Origin of the sequence: Seohaeicola saemankumensis (assembly GCF_021021435.1) — a bacterium.
In the GTDB taxonomy this organism is placed as follows: Bacteria; Pseudomonadota; Alphaproteobacteria; order Rhodobacterales; family Rhodobacteraceae; genus Seohaeicola.
In genome coordinates this window covers 192,474-214,004 of record NZ_JAINWI010000010.1, presented here as the reverse complement: position 1 = coordinate 214,004, position 21,531 = coordinate 192,474, and the positions used below count along the sequence as shown (strand labels likewise).

Genomic DNA, 21,531 nt, shown 5'->3' with positions numbered 1-21,531 from the left:
AGCGCAGGTTGCACAGGCTTGTCACATTCACTCCCTACATTTTTCAAACTGCGTGCGCAGAATGGGACACCGCAGCGCGCAAGGAAACACCACTTCATGACCAAGATATCAAAGGCAACTGTCACGAATGCTGATCAATCGGTGCAGCAGAACATACCTGCGTTGAACAGGGAAGTTCTGACGGTCAACTGGGATCACGATGATCTGGAACGGCTGCGTCGATTGATGACGCGGGCGGGTATCGACCTCGAGACCGCGGTTCAGGTCTTTTTCAAAGGCGCGCCGCAGCGATTCAACATGGTTGCGAAACCGGATTTGCTGCCCGAAGCCAAGGCTCGCTGCAACTTGCTGGATTCGATCCATCGCCGCATCGTTTGTGGCTTCTACCTTCCCGATCCTGAGATCGGTCTGGGGCAGTCACGCCCGATGATGCAGGACTGGATCAACCGGCAAGCTGCCGATGGCGGCGCGGGACGCGCGGGGCGCTGGATATTTACCCCTGACATTCTTGAACATACGACAGATATCGGCTTCCACCCTGTGGTCACGGCAGCTGTTGTCCCCGCACCATCGGGTCGCGGTCTTGGCTTGCGCCTGATGCAGTTATTCGGTCGCTTGCGCCGGTTCAAACCGACCAGTCTGTAGCGTGACCTGACAGAGCCGGGACGGTGGCCTAACCCGGTTTGGCTCCGTCACACCAGACGCGATGTTTCCAACGCGGCGCGCACGAAATCCGCAAATAGCGGGTGCGGCGCGAAGGGCTTTGATTTCAGTTCGGGGTGAAACTGCACGCCGATGAACCACGGATGGTCTTGCCATTCCACGATCTCGGGCAGGCGTCCATCGGGTGACATGCCGGAAAAGCGCAAGCCGCAGCCTTCCAGTTTCTCTCGGTAGCGGATATCCACTTCGTATCGGTGTCGGTGGCGTTCCTCGATCGCGGTCGTGCCATAGACCTTGGCCACCAGCGAGCCTGCCGCTAAGGTCGCATCATAGGCACCAAGGCGCATCGTGCCGCCCTTGTCGTCACCGACCTTGCGTTCAACCTTGTGATTGCCCTGCACCCATTCCTTGAGGTGATAGACAACAGGCTCGAAGCGCTTCTTGCCTGCCTCGTGATCGAATTCCTCCGATCCGGCAGTGGTCAGACCCGCCACGTTGCGCGCGGCCTCGATCACGGCCATCTGCATGCCCAGACAGATCCCCAGATAGGGAATTTGCCGCGTGCGGGCGAATTCGGCAGCCTTGATCTTGCCTTCAGTCCCGCGCTCGCCAAAGCCGCCGGGAACCAGAATGGCATGGAAGCCTTCCAGATAGGGCGCGGGATCTTCGGTATCGAAAATCTCGGCATCGACCCATTCCACCTTGACCTTGACGCGATTGGCCATGCCGCCATGCGTCAACGCCTCCTTGATCGACTTATAGGCGTCCTCAAGCTGGGTGTATTTGCCGACAATGGCGATATTCACAGTGCCGTCCGTGTTGCTGATACGATCAACCACATCTTCCCAGACAGTCAGATCGGGGCGCGGGGCGGGACTGATCTGGAAAGCATCCAGCACCGCCTGATCAAGACCCTCGCGGTGATAGGCAAGCGGCGCCTCGTAAATCGAATTCAGGTCATAAGCCGCGACAACCGCCTCTTTGCGGACGTTGCAGAACAGGGCGATCTTCTCGCGTTCCTTTTCGGGGATCGGATGTTCGGACCGGCAGACAAGGATATCGGGCGCGATACCGATGCTTTGCAGTTCCTTGACGCTGTGCTGCGTGGGTTTCGTCTTCAGTTCTCCACTCGCCGCCAGATAGGGCAGCAGGGTCAGATGCATGAAGATGCACTGACCCCGCGGACGGTCATGGGAGAACTGGCGGATCGCCTCGAAGAAGGGCAGGCCCTCGATGTCACCGACGGTGCCGCCGATCTCGCAGAGCATGAAATCAACCTCATCCGCACCCACGGCAAGGAAATCTTTGATCTCGTTCGTGACGTGGGGGATCACCTGAATCGTCTTGCCCAGATAGTCGCCCCGCCGCTCTTTTTCGAGAACATTGGAATAGATGCGTCCCGAACTGACCGAGTCGGTCTTGCGCGCGGCAACACCTGTGAAGCGTTCGTAATGGCCAAGATCCAGATCGGTTTCCGCGCCATCGTCGGTCACAAACACCTCGCCATGCTCGAAGGGCGACATCGTGCCGGGATCGACGTTCAGATAGGGGTCCAGTTTTCGCAGCCGGACGGAAAATCCGCGCGCCTGCAACAAGGCGCCCAAAGCCGCCGACGCCAGGCCTTTGCCAAGCGACGATACAACCCCACCTGTGATGAAAATATAGCGTGCCATCGGTTGGCGTCCCCCGTCGTTCAGGCTGCGTCTGTCAGCGAATAAGCGCCTTTTGCGGACGAAAAAAACCGCAGCACCACGGGATTTGACCCATAGAGGATTCGCGGACAAAAGGCAAGCTGGCCGCAAGATGGTGTTGCGGCCTGCAATGGTTTCTCAATCCCTAGTGGATCAGTCGGCGCGTGGAACCAGCGGAGCCGTATCGCCCGCAGGCGGCGGCAACAGATCGCCCGCCGGGGCCACAGGATCAGCCGCAGGCGCCGAACGCTCGCTACCGATCCGGTCCAGCACGGAAGAGCCTGCCGATTTCTGCGCCGCGATGATCGTCAGCGAGATCGACGTGCAGATGAAGGCGATGGCCAATATCCATGTCACCTTGCCCAAAGCCGTCGCTGCAGCGCGGCCCGACATGGCACCGCCGCCGCCACCGCCGCCCATGCCAAGCCCGCCACCCTCGGAGCGCTGCATCAGCACAACGCCGATCAGCGCGAGGGCCAGAAGAAGGTGGATGATAAGGATGACGTTTTCCATTGACGATCGCCTGACTGGTCTAAGTGGGCCGTGTTCTGCCGTGCTATCTAGGCAATTTGGTCTCGGGGAGCAACCCGCGAAACTCGGGCATGTGCAAGGACGGCCTGCCACAGGTGGGCCGCGAGAGCAGGGTTGCGCCGGAAAGCTGCGTGATCGCGCGTCAGGCCCGAAATTTCGGTTTCATGTGCCCGCGCGTCCCGATATGACGGGCACGGGTTTGATCCAGAGCGAAAAAGGACAGTCAATGGCAAACGTGGTGGTAGTCGGCGCGCAATGGGGCGACGAAGGCAAGGGCAAGATCGTTGACTGGCTGTCCGAACGTGCCGACGTGATCGCGCGCTTTCAAGGCGGTCACAATGCCGGTCATACGCTGGTCATTGACGGAACCGTGTTCAAACTGGCGATCCTGCCCTCGGGCATCGTGCGCGGCGGCAAGCTGAGCGTGATCGGCAATGGCGTGGTGCTGGACCCCTGGCATCTGGTCAAGGAGATTGCGGGCCTGCGTGCTCAGGGGGTGACGATCAACCCAGACACGCTGATGATTGCAGAGAATACACCGCTGATCCTGCCTTTCCACGGCGAGTTGGACCGCGCCCGTGAGGACGCGGTCGGTGTTGCCAAGATCGGCACCACAGGTCGCGGCATCGGCCCCGCCTATGAGGACAAGGTCGGACGCCGCGCGATCCGCGTGGCCGATCTGGCCGATCCCGAAACGTTGGAAACTCGCGTGGACCGCGCGCTGGTGCATCATGACGCGCTGCGTCGAGGCCTGGGGATGGAACCTGTGGACCGCGCCGCCCTGATCGCTGCGTTGAAAGACATCGCGCCCGCCGTGCTGGAATATGCTGCCCCCGTCTGGAAGGTGCTGAACGAAAAGCGCAAAGCAGGCAAACGCATCCTTTTCGAGGGCGCACAGGGCGCGCTGCTGGATATTGATTTCGGAACCTATCCGTTTGTGACCTCGTCCAACGTCATCGCGGGACAAGCGGCGACAGGTGTAGGCCTTGGCCCCGGCGCCATTGATTTCGTGTTGGGGATCGTGAAGGCCTATACCACCCGCGTGGGCGAGGGGCCTTTTCCGGCGGAACTGAAAGATGCCGATGGCGAACGTCTGGGACAGCGCGGGCATGAATTCGGCACCAACACAGGCCGCAAGCGGCGCTGTGGTTGGTTCGATGCCGTGCTGGTGCGCCAGACCTGCGCCACATCGGGCGTCAACGGGATCGCGCTGACCAAGCTGGATGTGCTGGACGGGTTCGAAACCCTGAAAATCTGCGTTGGCTACGAGTTGGACGGAGAACGCATCGATTATCTGCCGACAGCCGCCAACCATCAGGCGCGCTGCATCCCTATCTATGAAGAGATGCCAGGTTGGAGCGAATCGACAGAAGGCGCGCGTAGCTGGGCCGACCTGCCTGCCGCTGCGATCAAATATGTGCGCCGCGTCGAAGAGTTGATCGAATGCCCTGTCGCCCTATTGTCCACCTCACCCGAACGCGAGGATACAATCCTGGTGACGGACCCGTTCGAGGATTGAGACACAAAGGCAGGGAAAACCGATGGCGCTTAGCTACAAAGCCCGCAAACGTTGGTCGCTGGTCATCCTGCTGATCGGCTTGCCCGCCTATATCATGGTGGCTGTAACGGTTGTGGGGCTGATCGACCGTCCGTCCATATTGGTTGAATTGCTGGTCTATATCGGCTTGGGTTTTCTGTGGATCATGCCGTTCAAATTCGTGTTTCGCGGGATAGGCCAGCCCGACCCAGACGCGCCGCAAGACAGCGACCCGCGCTAGAGCATGTGCCAAAACCGTTCTGAAAAAAAGGGCGGCCTATGAAGGGCCGCCTTTTTTTGTTGGTTTGTCTTTTGATCAACCGACGCGGCGCGCGGCAGGTTTGAAGCTGATATCTTCCGAGGCCGTAAACCGCCCGCTGCGGATTTTCTGGATCTTGCCCTGCCGCAGCAATTGCCCGAACGAGCGCAGCCCGTCTTCACGGCTCAGCGATTTGCCTGCAGCCTGACGCGCCTTGGTCATCAGTTGCGGACGCGAGAACTCGGCCCGTCCCTCGACATGCACCAGATAAGCGGCGGCGGCTTCAAGCAGATCGGGCAGGGCGGTGGCTCCCATCTTGCGGGCAAATTCGTCAAAACCACCCTCCGATACGGTCGCTGTCGCGGGGGGCGCAGTTTCGGCTCCATCATCGGGCGTGGGCGCCAGCGAGACACGGCGCGGGCGCACCTGCTCGGACGGGCGGGTTTGCGGCAGATCAACGCGCTGCTCGGCCACCAGCTTGAGCGGCGCGGGACGCTGTTCGGACGGGCGCGCAGTTGCCCCTGCCGCCTCGCCCACGGGACGCCGTGGCCGCACAACATTGTCCAGATCGTCGCGGAAGCTGCTATAGGACGGATCGCGCGACGATGTGGTGCCTGCGGATTGTTCTGCTTTGGTGGCCGCAACAGCCGCCCGCAGATGTGCGATCGCATTGCGGCGGCTGGCACTTTCCGGCTCGATCAAGGCGTTTTCCGCCTTGGCCAGAAGACGCGACATATCATCCTCGGCCTTGACCTTCACCAACTGGTCGCGCGGATCGCGCAAAACCAGCGGCGCATCATCCGCGTCATCCGCATCTTCGTCATCCTCGAAGAGCGAGGTCACGTCCTCATCGTCGTCGGAATCGTCTTCGATTTCCTCAAGTTCATCTACTGTTGCAGCGTGACCGTTCGTATCGCGGTTGAGATCAAGCAACTCGGCCTCGACAGCGGCCAGTTCGCGGCGCAATTCGGCTTCGTCCTCGGGGCTCAGATCATCGCGCGGCACCATCTGCAACGGGTCAAGGCGTGCAACCGGGGCCTCTTCTTCGCCTTGGATGTCTTCAAGATCGTCTTCAATCTGCTCCAACTTGCCCTTGGCAATGGCATCTTCCAGTTCGACCCGTTTGATCTTGACCACATGGCTGGGTGTCGCAGCCTGCGGTTCCTCGACATCGACATCTGTTTCCGCTTCGGCTTCTTCGGCCTCAACCTCATCAGCCTCGGCTGTCTCCGTTTCGAGATCGACCTCAACGGAATCCGGCGCAGACGGCACAGCTTGCGTCTGTGCGACGTCTTCAAGGCCGGTTTCATCGACCTCACGCAAGTCCATATCAACAGCAACAGCAACAGGCTCGGCAGGGGCGGGGACCGCCTCGCGCTCTGCCTTGTCTTCGCCGGCAAGCCTGCTCAGCAGGGCCGCGATCTCATCATCGTCCCCGTCCGTATCATCGGCGCTTGTCTGGTCATCCAGTTCAAGGGCCGCTTCAAAACTCTGCGCAGTTTCGGTCAGGAAACTTTCAGCGTGCTCGTCTTCGGAATAAGCTTCCGGCGCGGGCGTGGCTGCGGATTTCGTCACAACATCGCGGATGCGCTGCAGCTTGGCCGCGACGCTTTCAGGGTCGGGATGCGGCACAGGTGTGTGGCGCAAGGGCTGTGCGGCCATCGGGACGACACTGGCGGTTTCGACAGAAAAGTCGTCAAGCGCAACATCTTCCCATTCATCCGCGCCGCTATCTTGCGCCGCAGGCGTCTGTGTAACAGGATCTTCCGCAACGACAGTCGATTCCACCGCAGGGGCGGTCGCAGGGTCTTGCACGACGGGCGCTGTAGCCACATCCGGTGTAACCGCAGGTGCAGGCTGCACTTTCGAAACTTCGGGCGCCTCTTCAGCTTGGGTGGCAGGCGCTTGCGCAACAGGTGCTGCTTGCGGGGCCAGCGGTGCCGCGACGGCCCCGTAAGGTGCTGCCCGCAACACGATTCCCCCACGTTCCTCGCGCGCTTCGACACGGCGTGCGATCTCGCGCTCAGCGATTCGCGCCAGCATCTCGGCATCTGGAACCGGCGGCTCCGCACCAAAATACCGGTCCTCGGACGCCAGATCGCGGAAATATTCCGCGATCGCTTTCATGGTTTCGAAAGAATCGTCGAATCCTTCGAGTGTGCATGAAAATGTCCCGTAGGAGACCGTCAAAATCTTGCTGGTGCTCACCATTGGTCACTCGCTTTCTCTTTGCCCGTAGCTCATGTGTTTACCATGGCATAGGCGTCGAAACGTGAACGAATCTTCGATATTTACAGTATCATTTTGTGTTTACATTGTGATCTGTTTCCAAAAAGGGCGATAATCCTCTCATGCAAGACATCATTGTTCTCTCTGACGCTCCGGTCACTTTGATCGGAGGTGGAGAGACGGAAACAAAAACGTTGCGGGAAGCGCTTGAATTGGCCCCCCGGCTGGTGGCTGCCGATGGTGGGGCCAGGGCTGCGCTGGATGCAGGCCACGTTCCCGAAGCTGTGATCGGCGACATGGATTCGCTCCAGGCCCGTGACCGCGCCCGTCTTGACGCGGGCAGTATCCACCAGATCGACGAACAGGACAGCACCGATTTCGACAAATGCCTGTCGGCGATCCGCGCGCCGCTCTTGCTTGGTCTGGGTTTCACCGGTCCAAGGCTGGATCATCAGCTTGCGGTTTTCAACAGTCTGGTGCGGCACCATCGCCAGCGCTGCATCCTGATTGGAAAAAAGGAGCTCGTCATGCTCGCGCCGCCCTCGTTGCGGCTGGATCTTGTGCCGGGGGCGGTTGTCTCGCTCTTTCCCATGGGGGCGGTCGAGGCAAAATCCGAAGGCCTGCAATGGCCGGTAGGCGGTTTGAGCTTTGCCCCCGACGGGCGGGTGGGCACATCGAACCGCGCAACAGGGCCGATCTGGTTGGCTGTCACGGCTCCCAAGATGCTGTTGATCCTGCCGCGTGATACGCTCGCCCCCCTGACCGAAGCGCTGATGGCCCGCCCCTACGGTTGGGGCTGAGGCGCTACGGTCGCCCGGGCGACATCTTGACTGAGGCGACGTTCGCGCAGAACAATATAAAGACCCGACGCCACGGTGATCAGGATACCAATGGCGGCCAGCCCGTCAGGCAGGTCGCGCCAGATCAGCCAGCCGATTAGGGTGGCAAAGGGGATCTCTAGATATTGCATCGGGGCCAGCGTAGCTGACGGCGCAAATCGCAGTGACCATGTCATCAGCAAATGCCCCAGCGTGCCCAACAGCCCGACCCCGAATAACAGCGCCCAGTCCAGCGGCGTTGGTATCACCAGCCGCAGCGCCTCGGGCCCCGATGAGCCGAAGACCAGCAGTACCGGCAGCAAGACAACACTGGCCATTACACCGCTGACCGCCTGCAAGCCGACAGGGTCCGTGTCGCGCGCCACAAGACGGGTCACCAGGATGAAGGCGGCAAAGACAACCGCGACGCCGACAGGCAGCAGCGCTGGCCAGCCCACTTCGGCAAAGCTGGGCTGTATCACCAGGAGCGTGCCAATGAACCCAACGATACAGGCGATCAGACGGCGGGGGCCGACCTCTTCCTTCAGAATTGTATGGCCCAGAAGAAGCAACACGAAGGGCATGACAAAGGCGATCGCAATGGCATCGGCAAGCGGCAGGAATTTCAGCGCGCTGAACATCAGCGTGATCCCCGCGATATGCAGCGCGGTCCGCAGCACAACAAGATGCAGCATCCTGCCGTGCAGCCGCCAGACACGTCCCGTTGTCAGCACCAGAGGCACCAATAGCAGGGCCTGCACCGCGAAACGCGCAAAGACCGCCATCAGCAGCGGCACAGTCTCGCCCAGTATCTTGGCCAGCGCATCGGCCATGGGCGCCACCGCACAGAAACCGAACATCAGCAGGATACCCAGCATGGGACGGTCAGGGGGATGCAAAGCGTTCATGCGCCGCAGGCTAAGGCGGCGCTGCGGGAATGGCAATTGCGCCTGTTGCTAGGGCTTAAGACGTCGCGCCGCGCGCTCCTGCAGGCGTTCGCGGTGGAAGATATACAATCCCGAAGATGTGATCACAGCCATCCCCGCAAAGGTCATCGCATTGGGCAGATCCGAGAAGAACAGCCAGCCAAAGGCCACAGCGCTCAATATCTCAAGGTAGTGCATCGGGGCCAGTGTGGCCGAGGGTGCAAACCGCAGCGCATAGCTGATCATCAGATGTGACAGCGCCGAGGCGGCCCCCACGGCCACTAGCCATGTCCATTCGGTTCCCTGCGGCCAGACGGGACTGATGCTGGGAATCTCGATCCCCGTCCCTAGCAGAATGACCGGCAAGCAGATCGTCGCCGCAAAGACCGAGGTGTGGAACTGCATCGGCACCGGATGCATCTGGCGCGACAGGCTGCGTGTCACCAGCATGTAGAACGCAAAGAACAGCGCCGTGCCCAGCGGAAACAGCGCGACCAGCCCGAAAGCGGCAAGGCTTGGTTGGATCACCAGAAGCGCACCTGCAAATCCCACGATACTAGCCCAAAGGCGACGCGGGCCGACCTCCTCGCCATACATGTATTTGCCCAGCAATAGCAGGATGAAAGGTTCCACGAAGACGATGACCAGCGCATCGGCAATCGGCATCACCTTGACGGCAGCCACAAAGAAATAGGTCGACAGGATCAGAAACAGCGCGCGCAGAACCAGCCGCGTGACAACACCGGACGGCAGGCGTAACCCGTGCCCCAGCAGCAAGCAGAGCGGCAGCATCAGCGCACCCTGCACGATGAACCGCGCCGTGGTGATCTGCCCCACGGGAATCGTTTGCGCTGCCAGTTTCGAAGCCACGTCGATCAGCGGGGCCGTCAGGCAAAAGCCCAGCATCAGGACGACACCAAGGATGATGCGATCATTCAGATAGGGCAGGGCAGGGGCGCGGATATCACTCATGCCACGGCATTAGCGCGGCCCGCGCTCGCCCGCCATTCCAAATGCGACGCGGCTTTCACCTTGCCAAAAAATACTCGAACTCCGGACCTCGCTGCGGGGATCAGCAGTTGGGCACATTCACCGCCAGCCCGCCCAGAGATGTTTCCTTATACTTCTCGCTCATATCGACCCCAGTTTGGCGCATTGTCTCGATACAGACATCCAGCGACACCAGATGTTGCCCGTCGCCGCGCATCGCCAGCGATGCGGCGGATACCGCCTTGATCGCGCCCAGCCCGTTGCGCTCGATGCAGGGCACCTGCACCAGCCCTTTAACGGGATCGCAGGTCATGCCCAGATGATGCTCCAGCGCGATCTCGGCGGCATTCTCGATCTGCTCCGGCGTGCCCCCCAGCACGGCGCAAAGCCCCGCTGCGGCCATGGCGGCGGCGCTGCCAACCTCGGCTTGACACCCTGCTTCCGCGCCCGAGATTGAGGCGTTGTATTTCACCAGCCCTCCGATGGCGGCGGCGGTCAACAGAAACTCGCCCACCCGCGATGGGTTCGCCCCCGGCACATGGTCCAGCCAGTAGCGGATCACGGCGGGCATCACACCTGCCGCCCCGTTTGTGGGCGCGGTCACAACCTGCCCGCCTGCCGCGTTCTCCTCGTTCACGGCCATCGCATAGGTGCTCATCCAGTCGTTGATGACATGGGGGGCTGTCAGATTCAGGCCCCGTTCGGCCAGCAAAGCCTGATGGATGCCGCGCGCGCGTCGGCGCACATTCAACCCGCCGGGTAGGATGCCGTCATGCTCCAGCCCTCGGTTTATGCAGTCATTCATTACCTGCCAGATGCGTTTGACACCCTGATCCAGTTCGGAGCGCGGGCGGCGTGACAGTTCGTTGGCGCGCTTCATCTCGGCGATGCTCTTGCCTGATGTCTTGGTCATTTCCAGCATCTCATCCGCCGATTTGAACGGATAGGGCACGGGCGCGCCATTGTCTGTATTCTTGCCAGCGGCCAGTTCGGATTCGGTCATTACGAAACCGCCGCCGATGGAATAATAGGTCTCGCGCAGGATCACGTCGCCCTGTTTGTCGGTCGCCATCAGCTTCATCCCGTTAGCGTGTCCAGGCAGGGCGGAGCCGAAATCGAAGACCAGATCGGCCAGCGGATCGAAATGCAGGGACGGCAGGCCATCAACCTCGATCGTCTTGGTGTCGCGGATGCTGACCATCACCGCCTCGGCGCGTGCATGGTCGTAGGTTTCGGGGCGTAGCCCCGCCAGCCCCAGAATGGTGGCGCGGTCGGTGGCATGTCCCACGCCGGTAAAGGCCAAAGACCCGTGGAGGGAGGCGCGTACCCCATGCGCAGTGAAAGGCTGGGCGCGCAGCAGGTCCAGAAACCGCGCGGCAGCCACCATCGGGCCCATCGTGTGCGAGGACGAGGGGCCGATGCCGACCTTGAACATCTCGAAGACAGACAGAAACATCAGACGGCACTTCCTTAGGGAGGGTTGGGATAATCCGGTGCTGTGAAAGGCCGCTCTCCCAACCCTTCGGCACGGGCACATCGGGCAGCGGCAGGCCGCGCCTCGATCCGCGCGCAGAGGGCGTCCAGATGCAGAGCCGCCTTGCGGTCCCACCAGCCAGCCGTATCACGGGGATAAAGGGCGATCCAGCGCAGGCAGGCCACAAGGTAGAGATCCAGCACCGAAACATTGTCGCCGTTGAACCATGCATGACCCGCGCCCGCCACGGCATCAAGCCGTTCCAGATGGGCGGCCAGTGACGCACGCAAACCGCGTCGCAAGGCGGCATGATGCGTCAGGTCGGGGCCGGTATAAAGTTCGGGATAGAACAGCATCCTGAGTTCGGCATGCAGCGTGTTGGACAGAAAGAACAGCCATTTCAGCGCGTCCCCCCTGTCGGGATGCGCGAGGGCGGGAATCATCGCGGCGTGTCTGTCGGCGAGCCAGAGCTGAATCGCGCCGGTCTCGAAAATCGCCCCGTCGGGCGTTTCCAGCACCGGAATACGGCCATGCGGGTTCAGCGCGAGATAGGGCGCGCTTTTCTGGGCGCTGGCGCTGCGATCCACCAGCACCGCATCATAAGGCAGGCCCATTTCCTCCAGCGTCAGCCGGACGATCAGCGAGGCGTTATCGGGCGCGTAATGCAGGCGGTATCTCTGTGTCATCCGCCCAATCTGACGTCATTTTTGTGCGACTGCATCATTGGAAAGCGACCTGTGCCGCAGCTTTCGCGCAATTCGACGCGATTGCCCTCTCGCACTGGCGGGGCTTCTTTCCTATAAGCGGGCAACCCTCAGAACGGAGTCGCTGCCATGCCCGGAGAATTGTCACCCATCGACAAGGCGAAATTCGTTGCCGCCAAACGGGCGGTCGATTTTGTCGAAAACGGGATGCGTGTCGGACTTGGCACCGGATCGACAGCGGCATGGATGGTGCGCTGTCTGGGCGAGTTGGTGCGCGAAGACGGGTTGAAAATCAAAGGTGTGCCGACATCGACACGCACAGCAGCCCTTGCCCGTGATGTGGGCATCGAAGTGATCAGTCTGGACGAGGCCAAATGGCTGGACCTGACAATCGACGGTGCGGATGAATTCGACGGTGATCTGAACCTGATCAAAGGCGGCGGCGGCGCATTACTGCAGGAAAAGATCGTGGCGACAGCATCGGACCAGATGATCGTAATCGCCGACGTGGGTAAAGAAGTCGAGGCGCTGGGCGCTTTCCCTCTGCCCATCGAGGTGATTCCCTTCGGCTGGCAGACCACACGGGCATTGGTCGAGGAAATGCTGATCTCGATGGATGTGCTGGGCCGCGATGTGACCCTGCGGATGAACGGAGACCGGCCATTCATCACCGACGAAGGCAACCACATCCTTGATCTGCATCTCAACCGCATCGGTAATGCGCGGCAACTGGCGATGGTTCTCAATCAGGTTCCGGGCGTTGTGGAGAACGGGTTGTTCATCGACATCTGCGATGTTGTCATCGTCGGCTACGGCGACGGGCGCGTGGAAACCCGCGATATCAATCAGGGCACGATCGAACAGGACCGTCTGGATTTCGTTGAAAACGATAATCTGTTCACCGATTTGGCGGATTAGAACAGCAAAGGCGCGTCGCGGTGCAACGCGCCTTGCCGGACAGGGCCAACAGTCCTGCCCCTTAATAAGACAGGCAATTTCTGCTTACCGGCCGCGCAGCAACAAAGCGATGCCAGCAACAATCCCGATCAGACCGCTGACCAGATAGAGCATCGTATTCTCTGTAAAGCGCCCTGTCAGAGCCTCCGAAATCTGGTCAACTGGTGCCTGCGACGCGCGCCACGCGAAAAACAGCAATATGCTGCCGATTGCCAAAACAACGAGGCCGATGGTTTTCGACTGGGACATGTGCGTTTTCCTGTTTCCGTTTGCCGTCGCACAACAAACGCGCCGATAGCGCCATCGGTTCCGCATCTGCGACCGCGACGCGCCAGATCTGTGCACGCCCCAAGCATCATTTTGTGCAGGCCACCAATCCTCCAACTCCGAACAGTGCACCGCAGCAACAATTCCCTTGCGGGATGGAACGCAAACCGTGAGGCGCGCGTTGGGTGTGTGATCGACAGACAGAAAGGATGCAACGCGCCGACTGTCTTCCTAATTCGCCGCAGATCAGCTTGGCTGCGGGGCAGAATCAACATCAAGGCGCGGGTCTAGGCCGTGCAGGAAAGTGTGTGACCAAAATGAACCAGATTATTTACCTTGTCGGCCTCATCGTCATTGTTCTCTTTATCCTGAGCTATTTCGGCTTGCGGTAGGCCGGTCGGCAGGTGCGTAGTCTGTCCGAAGCGCTACTGCGCGGTCCACCCGCCATCCACGGGGATTGCTGTGCCTGTCAGGTTATGTGCGACCGGATCGCAAAGCCAAAGCGCCAGCGCGCCGATTTCAGCGGGATCGGACATGCGGCGCGAGGGTTGTTTTTCTGACAGCAGATCGGCAATTGCTGCCGCGCGGTCACCGTCATGATCCGCAGCGCGGGCATTGATTTGCGGATCCAGAATGGACGTTTCCGTCCAGCCGGGGCAGATGCAATTGACGGTGACGCCACCGCTCGCACGGGTTCCGACCGTTGCATATTCAAGTGCCGCCACGCGCGACATGCCCACCAGCCCGAACTTGGACGCGACATAGGGCGCCTTGTTCACCGAAGCGACCAGCCCGTGGACCGAGGCGATATTGATCACTCGCCCATAGCCGCGTTCGGCCATCGCGGGCATGGCCGCCTGCATCGTGGCAAAAGCAGCGGTCAGGTTGATCGTCACGATACGCTGGAACACCTTGATATCCATGTCGGCCAACGGTGCCGTCTGCTGAATGCCCGCGTTGTTCACCAGAATGTCGATTGGTGTCCATGCTGCGACCTGTTTGACCAGATCGCCGGCCGCCTGCGGATCGGACAGGTCATGCCCGAAAAACCGTGCCTCTGGCGCGCCTGCGGCTTTCAGGGCTTCACAGGCTTCCCGCGCCTGTGCCGCATCGGCCAATCCGTGCACCGCAATGCTGGCCCCCGCCATGGCCAGCGCCTTGGCAATCTCGAAGCCGATCCCCTGAACCGAACCTGTCACAAGGGCGGCCTTGCCTGTCAGATCGGTCATTCTGTATCCTTGGTCAGCATGCGGCGCAGGTCAGTTTTCAGAACCTTGCCATAGTTGTTCTTGGGCAGGTCCGGCACGAACCTGTACTGCTTGGGCCGCTTGAAACGTGCGAGTTCCGACAGGATCAGCGCATCCATCTCTTTCTCATCCGTGCGGGCGTCCTTTTGCAATACGATGAAAGCCACGATATCCTCGCCCCATTCGGCGCTCGGGCGACCGACCACGGCGCATTCATGCACCATGGGATGTGTCAGTAGAACATCCTCGATCTCGCGCGGATAGATGTTCGTGCCGCCCGAGATGATCACATCCTTTGAGCGGTCCTGCAGTGTCAGATATCCCTCGGCGTCCAACTGCCCCATATCACCTGTCATCAGCCAGCCATCCCGGATGGTCTTGGCCGTGGCCTCGGGGTTTCGCCAGTAACCCGGCATGACCGGCGCGCCGCGCACCATGATTTCGCCCATCTGGCCTGCGGGCAGGGGATGGCCGTCGGCATCGCCAATCGCGATCTCGACAGCCGATTGCGCGCGCCCGACCGAGACCAGCCTTTCACGCCAGCGGGAATGGCTGCGATCTGCGACCTCGTGCCGCGACAGAGCGGAAATCGCCATCGGACATTCGCCTTGCCCGTAAATCTGCACGAAACGAGGCCCCAGAACCTGCACCGCGTCCTCGATATCCGCGCGGTACATCGGCCCGCCTCCATAAACGATGGTCTTGATCCCTGCGCCATCCGCCCCGATTTGCTTGGCTGCATCGACAAGGCGGCGCACCATCGTCGGGGCTAGAAACATCGACAGCGGCCCTTGATGGCTTGCGACCTCCAGAACCTGGGCGGGATCGAAACCGTCCGAGGTGGGGCAAATATGGCGCGCACCCATGCGAATATGGACCGGCGCATAAAGCCCTGCGCCGTGGCTCATCGGGGCTGCATAGAAGGCCGCGTCGGTTTGGGCCACAGAGTCTACGTCGACGGGATAGCATAGCGACACCGTGGCAAGCATGCCGTGGGTGATCTGCACCCCCTTGGGCCGTCCGGTTGTGCCCGATGTATAAAACAGCCACGCCATATCGTCCGGCCCGCGCGACAGCGGGGGAAGGCCTGCGCCTTGGATCATGGCGGCGTAACCCGAAGACGAAACATCCATGCGGGCGACATCAGAGGCATCAGCCAGTGCCGTGCCGCAGTCCGGCGTGACAAAAGCCAGACGCGCGCCGCTGTCGTCAATGATCCAAGCGGCTTCCTTGCCGTGCAGTTTCGCGTTGATCGGCACAGCTACTGCCCCTGCATACCAGATACCAAACAGCACAATCAGGTAGTCGGGGGTGTTCTTCATGAAGATCGCCACGCGGTCACCGGGGCCGATACCTTGCCGCGTCAACGCACAGGCCAATGCTGCCGCGCGGCTAGCAAAACCCGCGTAATCCGCAACGCAGTGATCCCCGTGGAAAAGCGCGGGCGTTGCGGCGAACTGCTGCGCGCTGCGCTCCAGCCAATGGGCTATGTTCATGCTGTTCCTCCCCTGTTGGCGGGGATGATGCCAGCAGATCAGGACGTATTCCATGCCGAAATGCATGGCACGCTTTTTGTCTTGAAACGGCCAGTCCGATCAGTCCAGCGTCGGATCCAGTTTGTCGCGCAACCAGTCGCCCAGCAATGAAACGGCCAGTGTTGTCAGCACGATCAACGTGGCAGGCGTCAGCATGATCCACGAGGCGCGGGTGATATACTCGCGCCCGTATCCGACCATATTGCCAAGACTGGTCATCGGGGGCTGCACACCCAGCCCCAGAAAGGACAGGCCGGATTCCAGCAGAATCACCTCGGGGAAGATTAGCGTCATCGACACGATCAGGGTCGAGGCGATATTGGGCAGGATATGGCGCAGATAGACGCGGATGGGTTTGGCACCCAATTGCGTGATAGCCGTGGCATAGCCCTGCGCGCTGGCTGAAATCGCAAGGCCGCGGGCGATACGAGCATACCGTTCCCAGCCATAAAGACCCATTAATCCGATCAGCAGCGGCAGCGAGTTGCCGAAAAAGGCAAGCACGGACAAAGCAAGGATCAAGAAAGGCAAAGCCGCCTGAAAATCAGCCAGCATCAGCACCGCCTGTTCCACGATGCCGCGAAAATGCGCCGCTAGAAAGCCAAGCGTCGTGCCCAGCACCGCCGAGATGACAGTTGCCCCGAAGGCGATCAGCAAGGAGACACGGATCGACACGATCAGCCGCGACAGAACATCACGGCCCAACTCGTCCGTGCCCAGCGGATGCGCAAGGGTCTGGAAAGGCGGGACAAGCCGGTAGTTCAGATCCATCGCCGTAAAGACATGGGGCGTTATCACATCGGCCAGTAGCGCCACGGCCAGCACCAAAAGCAGCCATACTGTCGCCAGCGTCACATACCACGGCATGTCGGGCCAGCGCAGGATGTGCCTTGCGCGGATCGGCGGATTTGCGGATGTGTCGAAAATGCTCATGTCGTCCCTTTCATGCGGATCACGCGGCAGCCCGGGCGCCCTGCCGCAAACGCGGATCCAAGGCGCCATAGAGGAAATCGACGATCAGGTTCGAGGTGACCATCGTTGTCGCCACCAAGAGCAGGATACATTGCACCACAGCCAGATCACGGTTGGCGACAGCCACGACCAGCAACCGCCCGACGCCGGGCCACGAGAAGACGCTTTCCACGACCACGGCCCCGGCGATCAGGCTGCCCACCAGAAAGCCGATCAGTGTGACAGTCGGGATCGCGGCATTGGGCAAGGCATGGCCCCGCACGACAACAGCCCATAACAGGCCCTTGGCCGATGCGGTGCGGATATAAGGCCGCCCCAGCACCTCTAGCATGGCCGAGCGGGTAAACCGCGCGAGGGCCGCCGCCCCGCCTGCGCCCAGCGTGATGATCGGCAGGACCGCATGCCAGACCGTGTCGCGCCCGCCCGATGGCAGCCAGCCCAGATTGACTGCAAAAACCAGCACCAGCCCGAGGGCCAGAACGAAGCTGGGAATGGCAAAGCCGAATACCGCCGCCACCATGACAGAGCGGTCAAAGGCTGTGCCCTGATGCAGCGCGGCATAGACACCAGCAGGCAGGCCAAGGGCCAATTTCAGCATGAGCGCGGGCAGGGTCAGGGCTAGTGTTGCGGGAATACGCTCGACCACCAGTTCGAAGGCGGGACGACCGTCGCGCATCGACATGCCCAGATCGCCCTGAAAGATGGCCGCAAAATATTGCAGATATTGCACCAGCACCGGCTGATCGAGACCCCAGCTTTTGCGGAATGCCTCGATCGCCTCGGGCGGCGCTTCGGGTCCCAGAATGATCGTGGCCGGATCGCCCGACAGACGCAGCACGACAAAGGCGAAGGTCACGACGAGAGCAATGGTGATCAGCGCGCGCAAGAGGCGCGTCAGAATGAAAGGGATCATCGGGCGGCGACCTTCGCGGCTGGGGATAACAGATGACAGGCAGCGCCGTGATCCGCGCCGACTTGTGCAAAGGCGGGAATGTCGGTCCTGCATCGCGCCACCGCCACGGGACAACGCGGATGAAAGGCGCAACCCGACGGGCGGGCGGCGGGGTTGGGCGGCTCGCCCGTCAAGATGACCCGCTCGGTCCGGCGTGGTCCGGGGGCGGGGGCTGCGGACACAAGTGCCCGGGTATAGGGGTGACGCGCGTTCTGGAACAGGATGGTTGCAGGGGCCTGTTCGATGATACGGCCCAGATAAATCACCGCGATACGTGTGCTGATCTGGCGCACGACACGCAGGTCATGGCTGATGAACATCATCCCAAGTCCGCGACGGCGTTGCAGATCAATCAGCAGGTTCACCACCTGCGCCTGAATCGACACATCCAGCGCCGAGACCGGCTCGTCACAGACCAGCAGATCAGGATTGGTGATCAGCGCGCGTGCGATCACGACCCTTTGGCGTTGCCCGCCCGACAGTTCGTGCGGATAGCGTTGACCGTGATCGGCGGACAGGCCCACGGCTGTCAGCGCGTCCTGTCCTGCCTGATGGTGATCCCCGTCACTGCCGTGGATCGCCAGCGGTTCGATGATCTGGTCCAGCACCAGCAAACGCCGGTCCAGCGCGCCAAGCGGGTCCTGAAACACCATCTGCATCCGGCGGCGCAAACTTCGCCAAACAGGGGTGCCATAGGCCGGCATCGGCCCGCTGTCGAAGTTGACAGATCCCTCATCCGGTGGCTCCAGCCCCAGCGCCATACGGCCAAGGGTGGATTTGCCGGAACCGGATTCGCCGACAATGCCCAAGGTCTCGCCAGCCGTCACCTCAAGGCTGATCCCGTCCACCGCGCGCACAAGGCTGCGCTTGCCAAGTAATCCTTTGCGGCTGACATAGGTGCGTGCCACATCCTGCATGCTCAGTAATGCGGTCACGATGACACCTCGGCTATCACAGGCGGCGTTCGCGCGGGCGTCTGCAGGACCAGTTCAGGGCGGGCGCAGGCCACGCGCCGGCCCGGTTTGACCACCTTCAAAGGCGGCTCTTTCAAAAGACAAACAGGCGCTGCATGGGCGCAACGGGGCCCAAAAGCACAGCCGCGCGGCATGTCGCGCGGATCGGGCACGACGCCGGGAATGGCGGTCAGGCGGCGCGTGTCGGCCAGGGTCGGCAGGGCATCGATCAAGCCGCGCGCGTAGGGATGGCGGGGCTGTGAGAAGATCGCATCGGCGGGACCTGTCTCGACGATACGGCCCGCATACATGACGGCCACGCGCTCGCAGTTTTCCGCGACAACGCCCAGATCATGGCTGATCAGCACAAGCGCCATGCCCAGTTCGCGCCTGATGAGTTGCAAAAGATCAAGAATCTGCGCCTGAATGGTCACATCCAGCGCCGTGGTCGGCTCGTCCGCGATCAACAGGTCAGGTTGTCCGGCCAAGGCCATCGCGATCATCACGCGCTGGTTCTGTCCGCCCGACATTTCATGCGGGTAGGAGTTCAGGCGTCCCTCGGCGTCGGGAATACCCACCAGATCCAGCAGGCGTTTTGCCTCGGCTTTCAGCGCAGCACCGGACAGGCCGCGATGCAGGGCCAGCACTTCGGACATCTGGCGACGGATCGACAGGACGGGGTTGAGCGCCGAAGACGGGTCCTGAAAGATGATCCCGATGCGCCCGCCTCTGATGCGTTCCACATCGGGGATCGGTCGGGCCAGCAGATCGGTGCCATCCAGTAGCACGCGTCCCTGCACTTGGGCCTTGCCGGGCAACAACCGCAACGCGGCCAGCCATGTGACGGATTTGCCGGAACCGGATTCCCCGACGATACCAAGCGCTTCGCCGGGGTGGACCGCAAGGTCCACCCCGCGCACCGCTGGAGCACCGTCGAAGGCAACGTTCAGGTCTTCTATCTTGACCAGTGGTGTTTTCATCGGATCAGACCGCGAAATTACCGGGGCCGAAATCCATCGCGAAAGCAGGGGATGCCTGCCATGTGATCGCACGTGATTTGGCCGTGAAGGTCGCGTTCTGGTGCAGTACGGAATAGGCTGGGTCTTCGCGCTCGCAAATTTCCAGCATCCGGCGGAAAGCCTTGCGCCGTGCGGGGCGGTCCAACGATGTTTCAAGGAAATAGCACAACTCGTTCATTTCGGCATTGGTCCATTCGCCGATTTGTTGCTGCTGGCCATTGGGACCGTGCTGGTTGACAATGGACGACACCGGATCATTGAAGGGGGCCGAATTAGACCAGTCGCGGATCGCCCGTGTCTCGCCGCGCTCCATGATCTGCGCCCAGTTTTCCTTGGATTCGATCTGCACGTTCAGGCCTACAGACTTCCACATCTCGACCAGAATCTGCGCGGTGGCATTCTGGTTGGTGTAGTAGTTGTTCAGCAGTCGGTAGGGGATCGTATCGCCTTTGTAACCTGCCTCTTTCAGCAGGCTTATCGCCAGTTCGGGATTATACTCTGGCACGGTCCAGTCGGCGTGGAACATGTCGTCGTAATAGGGCCATTGCAGACCCGCAGGCACCACGGTGCGGCCTGCCCAGAGGCTGTCAACGATGGCCTGGCGATCCACTGCATGTGTCATGGCACGCCGCACGCGCGGATCAGCCAGTTGGGCATGGTTCTTGTCGAAGACCGTCAGGCGATGGTTCAGAACGGTGCCACCCTGCACCTCGAAACCGGCATTGGATTCGACTTCGCCGATCAGGTCGGGGGGGATATCGCAGGCGAACTGGTATTCGCCCGACAGCAAGCCGTTGACGCGGCTGGCAACTTCGGGAACCTCGATAAAGCGGATCGACGCCAGAGGCGGCAGACCACCCCAATAGTCGTCATGCGAGACCAGCAGCAATTCGGTATCCGGAACAAAGCGTTCCACCTTGTAGGGGCCGGTGGTGACGGGCTTGCGCGCCCAATCCAGATAGGAGGCGGAGTCTTCCCAACCGCGCCGCGACATGATGTCGGAACCATAGCGCAGCAGACGGCCTTCCAGCGTCACGTCGGGTGTCGAGTTGACGAAACGCACCGTGTATTTGTCCACGATATCGACGCGCGCCAGATCGGGCCATGCGCGACGGGCCACAGCGGGCACCTCGGGCGGCAGTTCCTTGCCCGCGCGCGGTGTCGGGATAGCCTCGAATGCCTTGATTGTGGTGCGGTTCTTGGGTTCGGTGTCGCCGAACATCCGCTCGCGCGAGAAGGTGAAGGCCACATCCTCGGCGGTCATCTCGTCACCATTGTGAAAGCGCACGCCCTCGCGCAACTTCAATTCGACTGTCTGATCGTCGATACGCTTCCATTCCGTCGCCAGCATCGGCTGGGCCTCAAGCTGTCCGCGCAGGTTGCGCCCGATCAGCGATTCCCAGATCGAGCCGAAAAAGACGCGCTCGCCGACATTGGACTGCTCGCGCAGCACGTCAAGCGTATTGGAGTTGACGATCTTCTGCACAGCAATCGTGATCGAGGGGCGGCCAGCCTGACCGAAGGCAAGGCGCGGCATGGCAAGGCTGCCAGCAGCGGCAGCGCCCAGTCTAAGAGTGTTGCGGCGGGTGATCAACATAGGGGCATCTCCTGATAATATTTGGCAGGGCTGGGGTCTTGGTCCCCATCTGCACCCCAAACTATGACCCTGCGGTGAACCCTGAATGACGCCTGCATGACCCTTTGCTGACGGTGATGATTCAAATATGCGACAGGGCTTGCGCGTCCGGTTGATAGTCATGGTCTGGCCTTGCCCATGCAAAAAAGGCCGCGGGATTATCCCACGGCC

At 61.1% G+C, this 21,531-nt stretch carries 21 protein-coding genes; 6 read left to right on the top strand and 15 right to left on the bottom strand.

Features of this window, described 5'->3' with window-relative positions; translation table 11 throughout:
* Nucleotides 1-96: 96 nt before the first annotated feature.
* Nucleotides 97-645, top strand: coding sequence for a hypothetical protein (locus K7H22_RS07730; protein WP_230800156.1), 549 nt, complete (start codon nt 97-99; stop codon nt 643-645).
* A gap of 47 nt (nt 646-692) precedes the next feature.
* On the opposite strand, the gene K7H22_RS07725 is transcribed toward K7H22_RS07730, so the two are convergent.
* The gene (locus tag K7H22_RS07725) at nt 693-2,336 is read right to left on the bottom strand and encodes a CTP synthase (RefSeq protein WP_230800155.1); all 1,644 of its coding nucleotides are present in this window, start codon (nt 2,334-2,336) and stop codon (nt 693-695) included.
* A 171-nt stretch (nt 2,337-2,507) separates the two neighbouring features.
* Nucleotides 2,508-2,867, bottom strand: coding sequence for a preprotein translocase subunit SecG (gene secG, locus K7H22_RS07720; protein ID WP_230800154.1), 360 nt, complete (start codon nt 2,865-2,867; stop codon nt 2,508-2,510).
* A 244-nt stretch (nt 2,868-3,111) separates the two neighbouring features.
* Between secG and K7H22_RS07715 the strand changes: the two genes are divergently transcribed.
* Both K7H22_RS07715 and K7H22_RS07710 read left to right on the top strand, forming a co-directional pair.
* Nucleotides 3,112-4,404, top strand: coding sequence for an adenylosuccinate synthase (locus K7H22_RS07715; RefSeq protein WP_230800153.1), 1,293 nt, complete (start codon nt 3,112-3,114; stop codon nt 4,402-4,404).
* A gap of 22 nt (nt 4,405-4,426) precedes the next feature.
* On the top strand, nt 4,427-4,663 hold the full coding sequence (locus K7H22_RS07710; RefSeq protein ID WP_230800152.1) for a DUF2842 domain-containing protein: 237 nt from the start codon (nt 4,427-4,429) through the stop codon (nt 4,661-4,663).
* 75 nt (nt 4,664-4,738) lie between these two features.
* Here the strand turns inward: K7H22_RS07710 and K7H22_RS07705 are convergent, their stop codons facing one another.
* Nucleotides 4,739-6,892 (bottom strand): chemotaxis protein CheA, encoded by a 2,154-nt coding sequence (locus K7H22_RS07705; RefSeq protein ID WP_230800151.1) that lies wholly within the window; start codon nt 6,890-6,892, stop codon nt 4,739-4,741.
* A gap of 140 nt (nt 6,893-7,032) precedes the next feature.
* Here K7H22_RS07705 and K7H22_RS07700 point away from each other — a divergent pair, with 140 nt between their 5' ends.
* Nucleotides 7,033-7,710, top strand: coding sequence for a thiamine diphosphokinase (locus K7H22_RS07700; protein WP_230800150.1), 678 nt, complete (start codon nt 7,033-7,035; stop codon nt 7,708-7,710).
* On the opposite strand, the gene K7H22_RS07695 is transcribed toward K7H22_RS07700, so the two are convergent.
* From K7H22_RS07695 to K7H22_RS07680, 4 genes are all read right to left on the bottom strand, one after another.
* Nucleotides 7,695-8,636 carry a DMT family transporter gene (locus K7H22_RS07695; protein WP_230800149.1) on the bottom strand — a complete coding sequence of 314 codons (942 nt, stop codon included), beginning with the start codon at nt 8,634-8,636 and terminating at the stop codon, nt 7,695-7,697. The two genes, K7H22_RS07700 and K7H22_RS07695, sit on opposite strands and share 16 nt — an antisense overlap.
* Before the next feature lie 48 nt (nt 8,637-8,684).
* Entirely contained in the window at nt 8,685-9,626 is a 942-nt protein-coding gene (locus K7H22_RS07690) for a DMT family transporter (protein ID WP_419248161.1), read from the bottom strand.
* 100 nt (nt 9,627-9,726) lie between these two features.
* Nucleotides 9,727-11,100, bottom strand: coding sequence for an L-serine ammonia-lyase (locus tag K7H22_RS07685; RefSeq protein WP_230800148.1), 1,374 nt, complete (start codon nt 11,098-11,100; stop codon nt 9,727-9,729).
* Between the two features lie 14 nt (nt 11,101-11,114).
* Nucleotides 11,115-11,804: a glutathione S-transferase family protein gene (locus K7H22_RS07680; RefSeq protein WP_230800147.1), complete on the bottom strand. Its 690-nt coding sequence runs from the start codon at nt 11,802-11,804 to the stop codon at nt 11,115-11,117.
* Nucleotides 11,805-11,951: 147 nt separating this feature from the next.
* Here K7H22_RS07680 and rpiA point away from each other — a divergent pair, with 147 nt between their 5' ends.
* The gene (gene rpiA / locus K7H22_RS07675; RefSeq protein WP_230800146.1) at nt 11,952-12,740 is read left to right on the top strand and encodes a ribose-5-phosphate isomerase RpiA; all 789 of its coding nucleotides are present in this window, start codon (nt 11,952-11,954) and stop codon (nt 12,738-12,740) included.
* A gap of 84 nt (nt 12,741-12,824) precedes the next feature.
* Here rpiA and K7H22_RS07670 read toward each other — a convergent pair whose 3' ends face one another.
* Nucleotides 12,825-13,028: a DUF3185 family protein gene (locus tag K7H22_RS07670; RefSeq protein ID WP_230800145.1), complete on the bottom strand. Its 204-nt coding sequence runs from the start codon at nt 13,026-13,028 to the stop codon at nt 12,825-12,827.
* Between the two features lie 227 nt (nt 13,029-13,255).
* Here K7H22_RS07670 and K7H22_RS07665 point away from each other — a divergent pair, with 227 nt between their 5' ends.
* Nucleotides 13,256-13,438, top strand: a complete 183-nt coding sequence (locus K7H22_RS07665; RefSeq protein WP_230800144.1) for a hypothetical protein — start codon at nt 13,256-13,258, stop codon at nt 13,436-13,438.
* A 33-nt stretch (nt 13,439-13,471) separates the two neighbouring features.
* On the opposite strand, the gene K7H22_RS07660 is transcribed toward K7H22_RS07665, so the two are convergent.
* From K7H22_RS07660 to K7H22_RS07630, 7 genes are all read right to left on the bottom strand, one after another.
* On the bottom strand, nt 13,472-14,275 hold the full coding sequence (locus tag K7H22_RS07660; protein WP_230800143.1) for an SDR family NAD(P)-dependent oxidoreductase: 804 nt from the start codon (nt 14,273-14,275) through the stop codon (nt 13,472-13,474).
* Nucleotides 14,272-15,789 (bottom strand): class I adenylate-forming enzyme family protein, encoded by a 1,518-nt coding sequence (locus tag K7H22_RS07655; protein WP_230800142.1) that lies wholly within the window; start codon nt 15,787-15,789, stop codon nt 14,272-14,274. Before K7H22_RS07655 ends, K7H22_RS07660 begins: the two co-directional genes overlap by 4 nt.
* A 99-nt stretch (nt 15,790-15,888) precedes the next feature.
* Complete coding sequence (locus K7H22_RS07650) at nt 15,889-16,761, bottom strand: ABC transporter permease (RefSeq protein WP_230800141.1); 873 nt, start codon at nt 16,759-16,761, stop codon at nt 15,889-15,891.
* A gap of 19 nt (nt 16,762-16,780) precedes the next feature.
* A complete protein-coding gene (locus tag K7H22_RS07645; protein WP_230800140.1) occupies nt 16,781-17,713 on the bottom strand; it encodes an ABC transporter permease in 933 nt (310 codons plus the stop codon).
* Nucleotides 17,710-18,687, bottom strand: a complete 978-nt coding sequence (locus tag K7H22_RS07640) for an ABC transporter ATP-binding protein (protein ID WP_230800139.1) — start codon at nt 18,685-18,687, stop codon at nt 17,710-17,712. Before K7H22_RS07640 ends, K7H22_RS07645 begins: the two co-directional genes overlap by 4 nt.
* The gene (locus K7H22_RS07635; protein ID WP_230800138.1) at nt 18,684-19,685 is read right to left on the bottom strand and encodes an ABC transporter ATP-binding protein; all 1,002 of its coding nucleotides are present in this window, start codon (nt 19,683-19,685) and stop codon (nt 18,684-18,686) included. The genes K7H22_RS07640 and K7H22_RS07635 overlap by 4 nt, the downstream gene beginning before the upstream one ends.
* Before the next feature lie 4 nt (nt 19,686-19,689).
* Nucleotides 19,690-21,321, bottom strand: a complete 1,632-nt coding sequence (locus K7H22_RS07630) for an ABC transporter substrate-binding protein (RefSeq protein ID WP_230800137.1) — start codon at nt 21,319-21,321, stop codon at nt 19,690-19,692.
* Nucleotides 21,322-21,531: the final 210 nt, after the last annotated feature.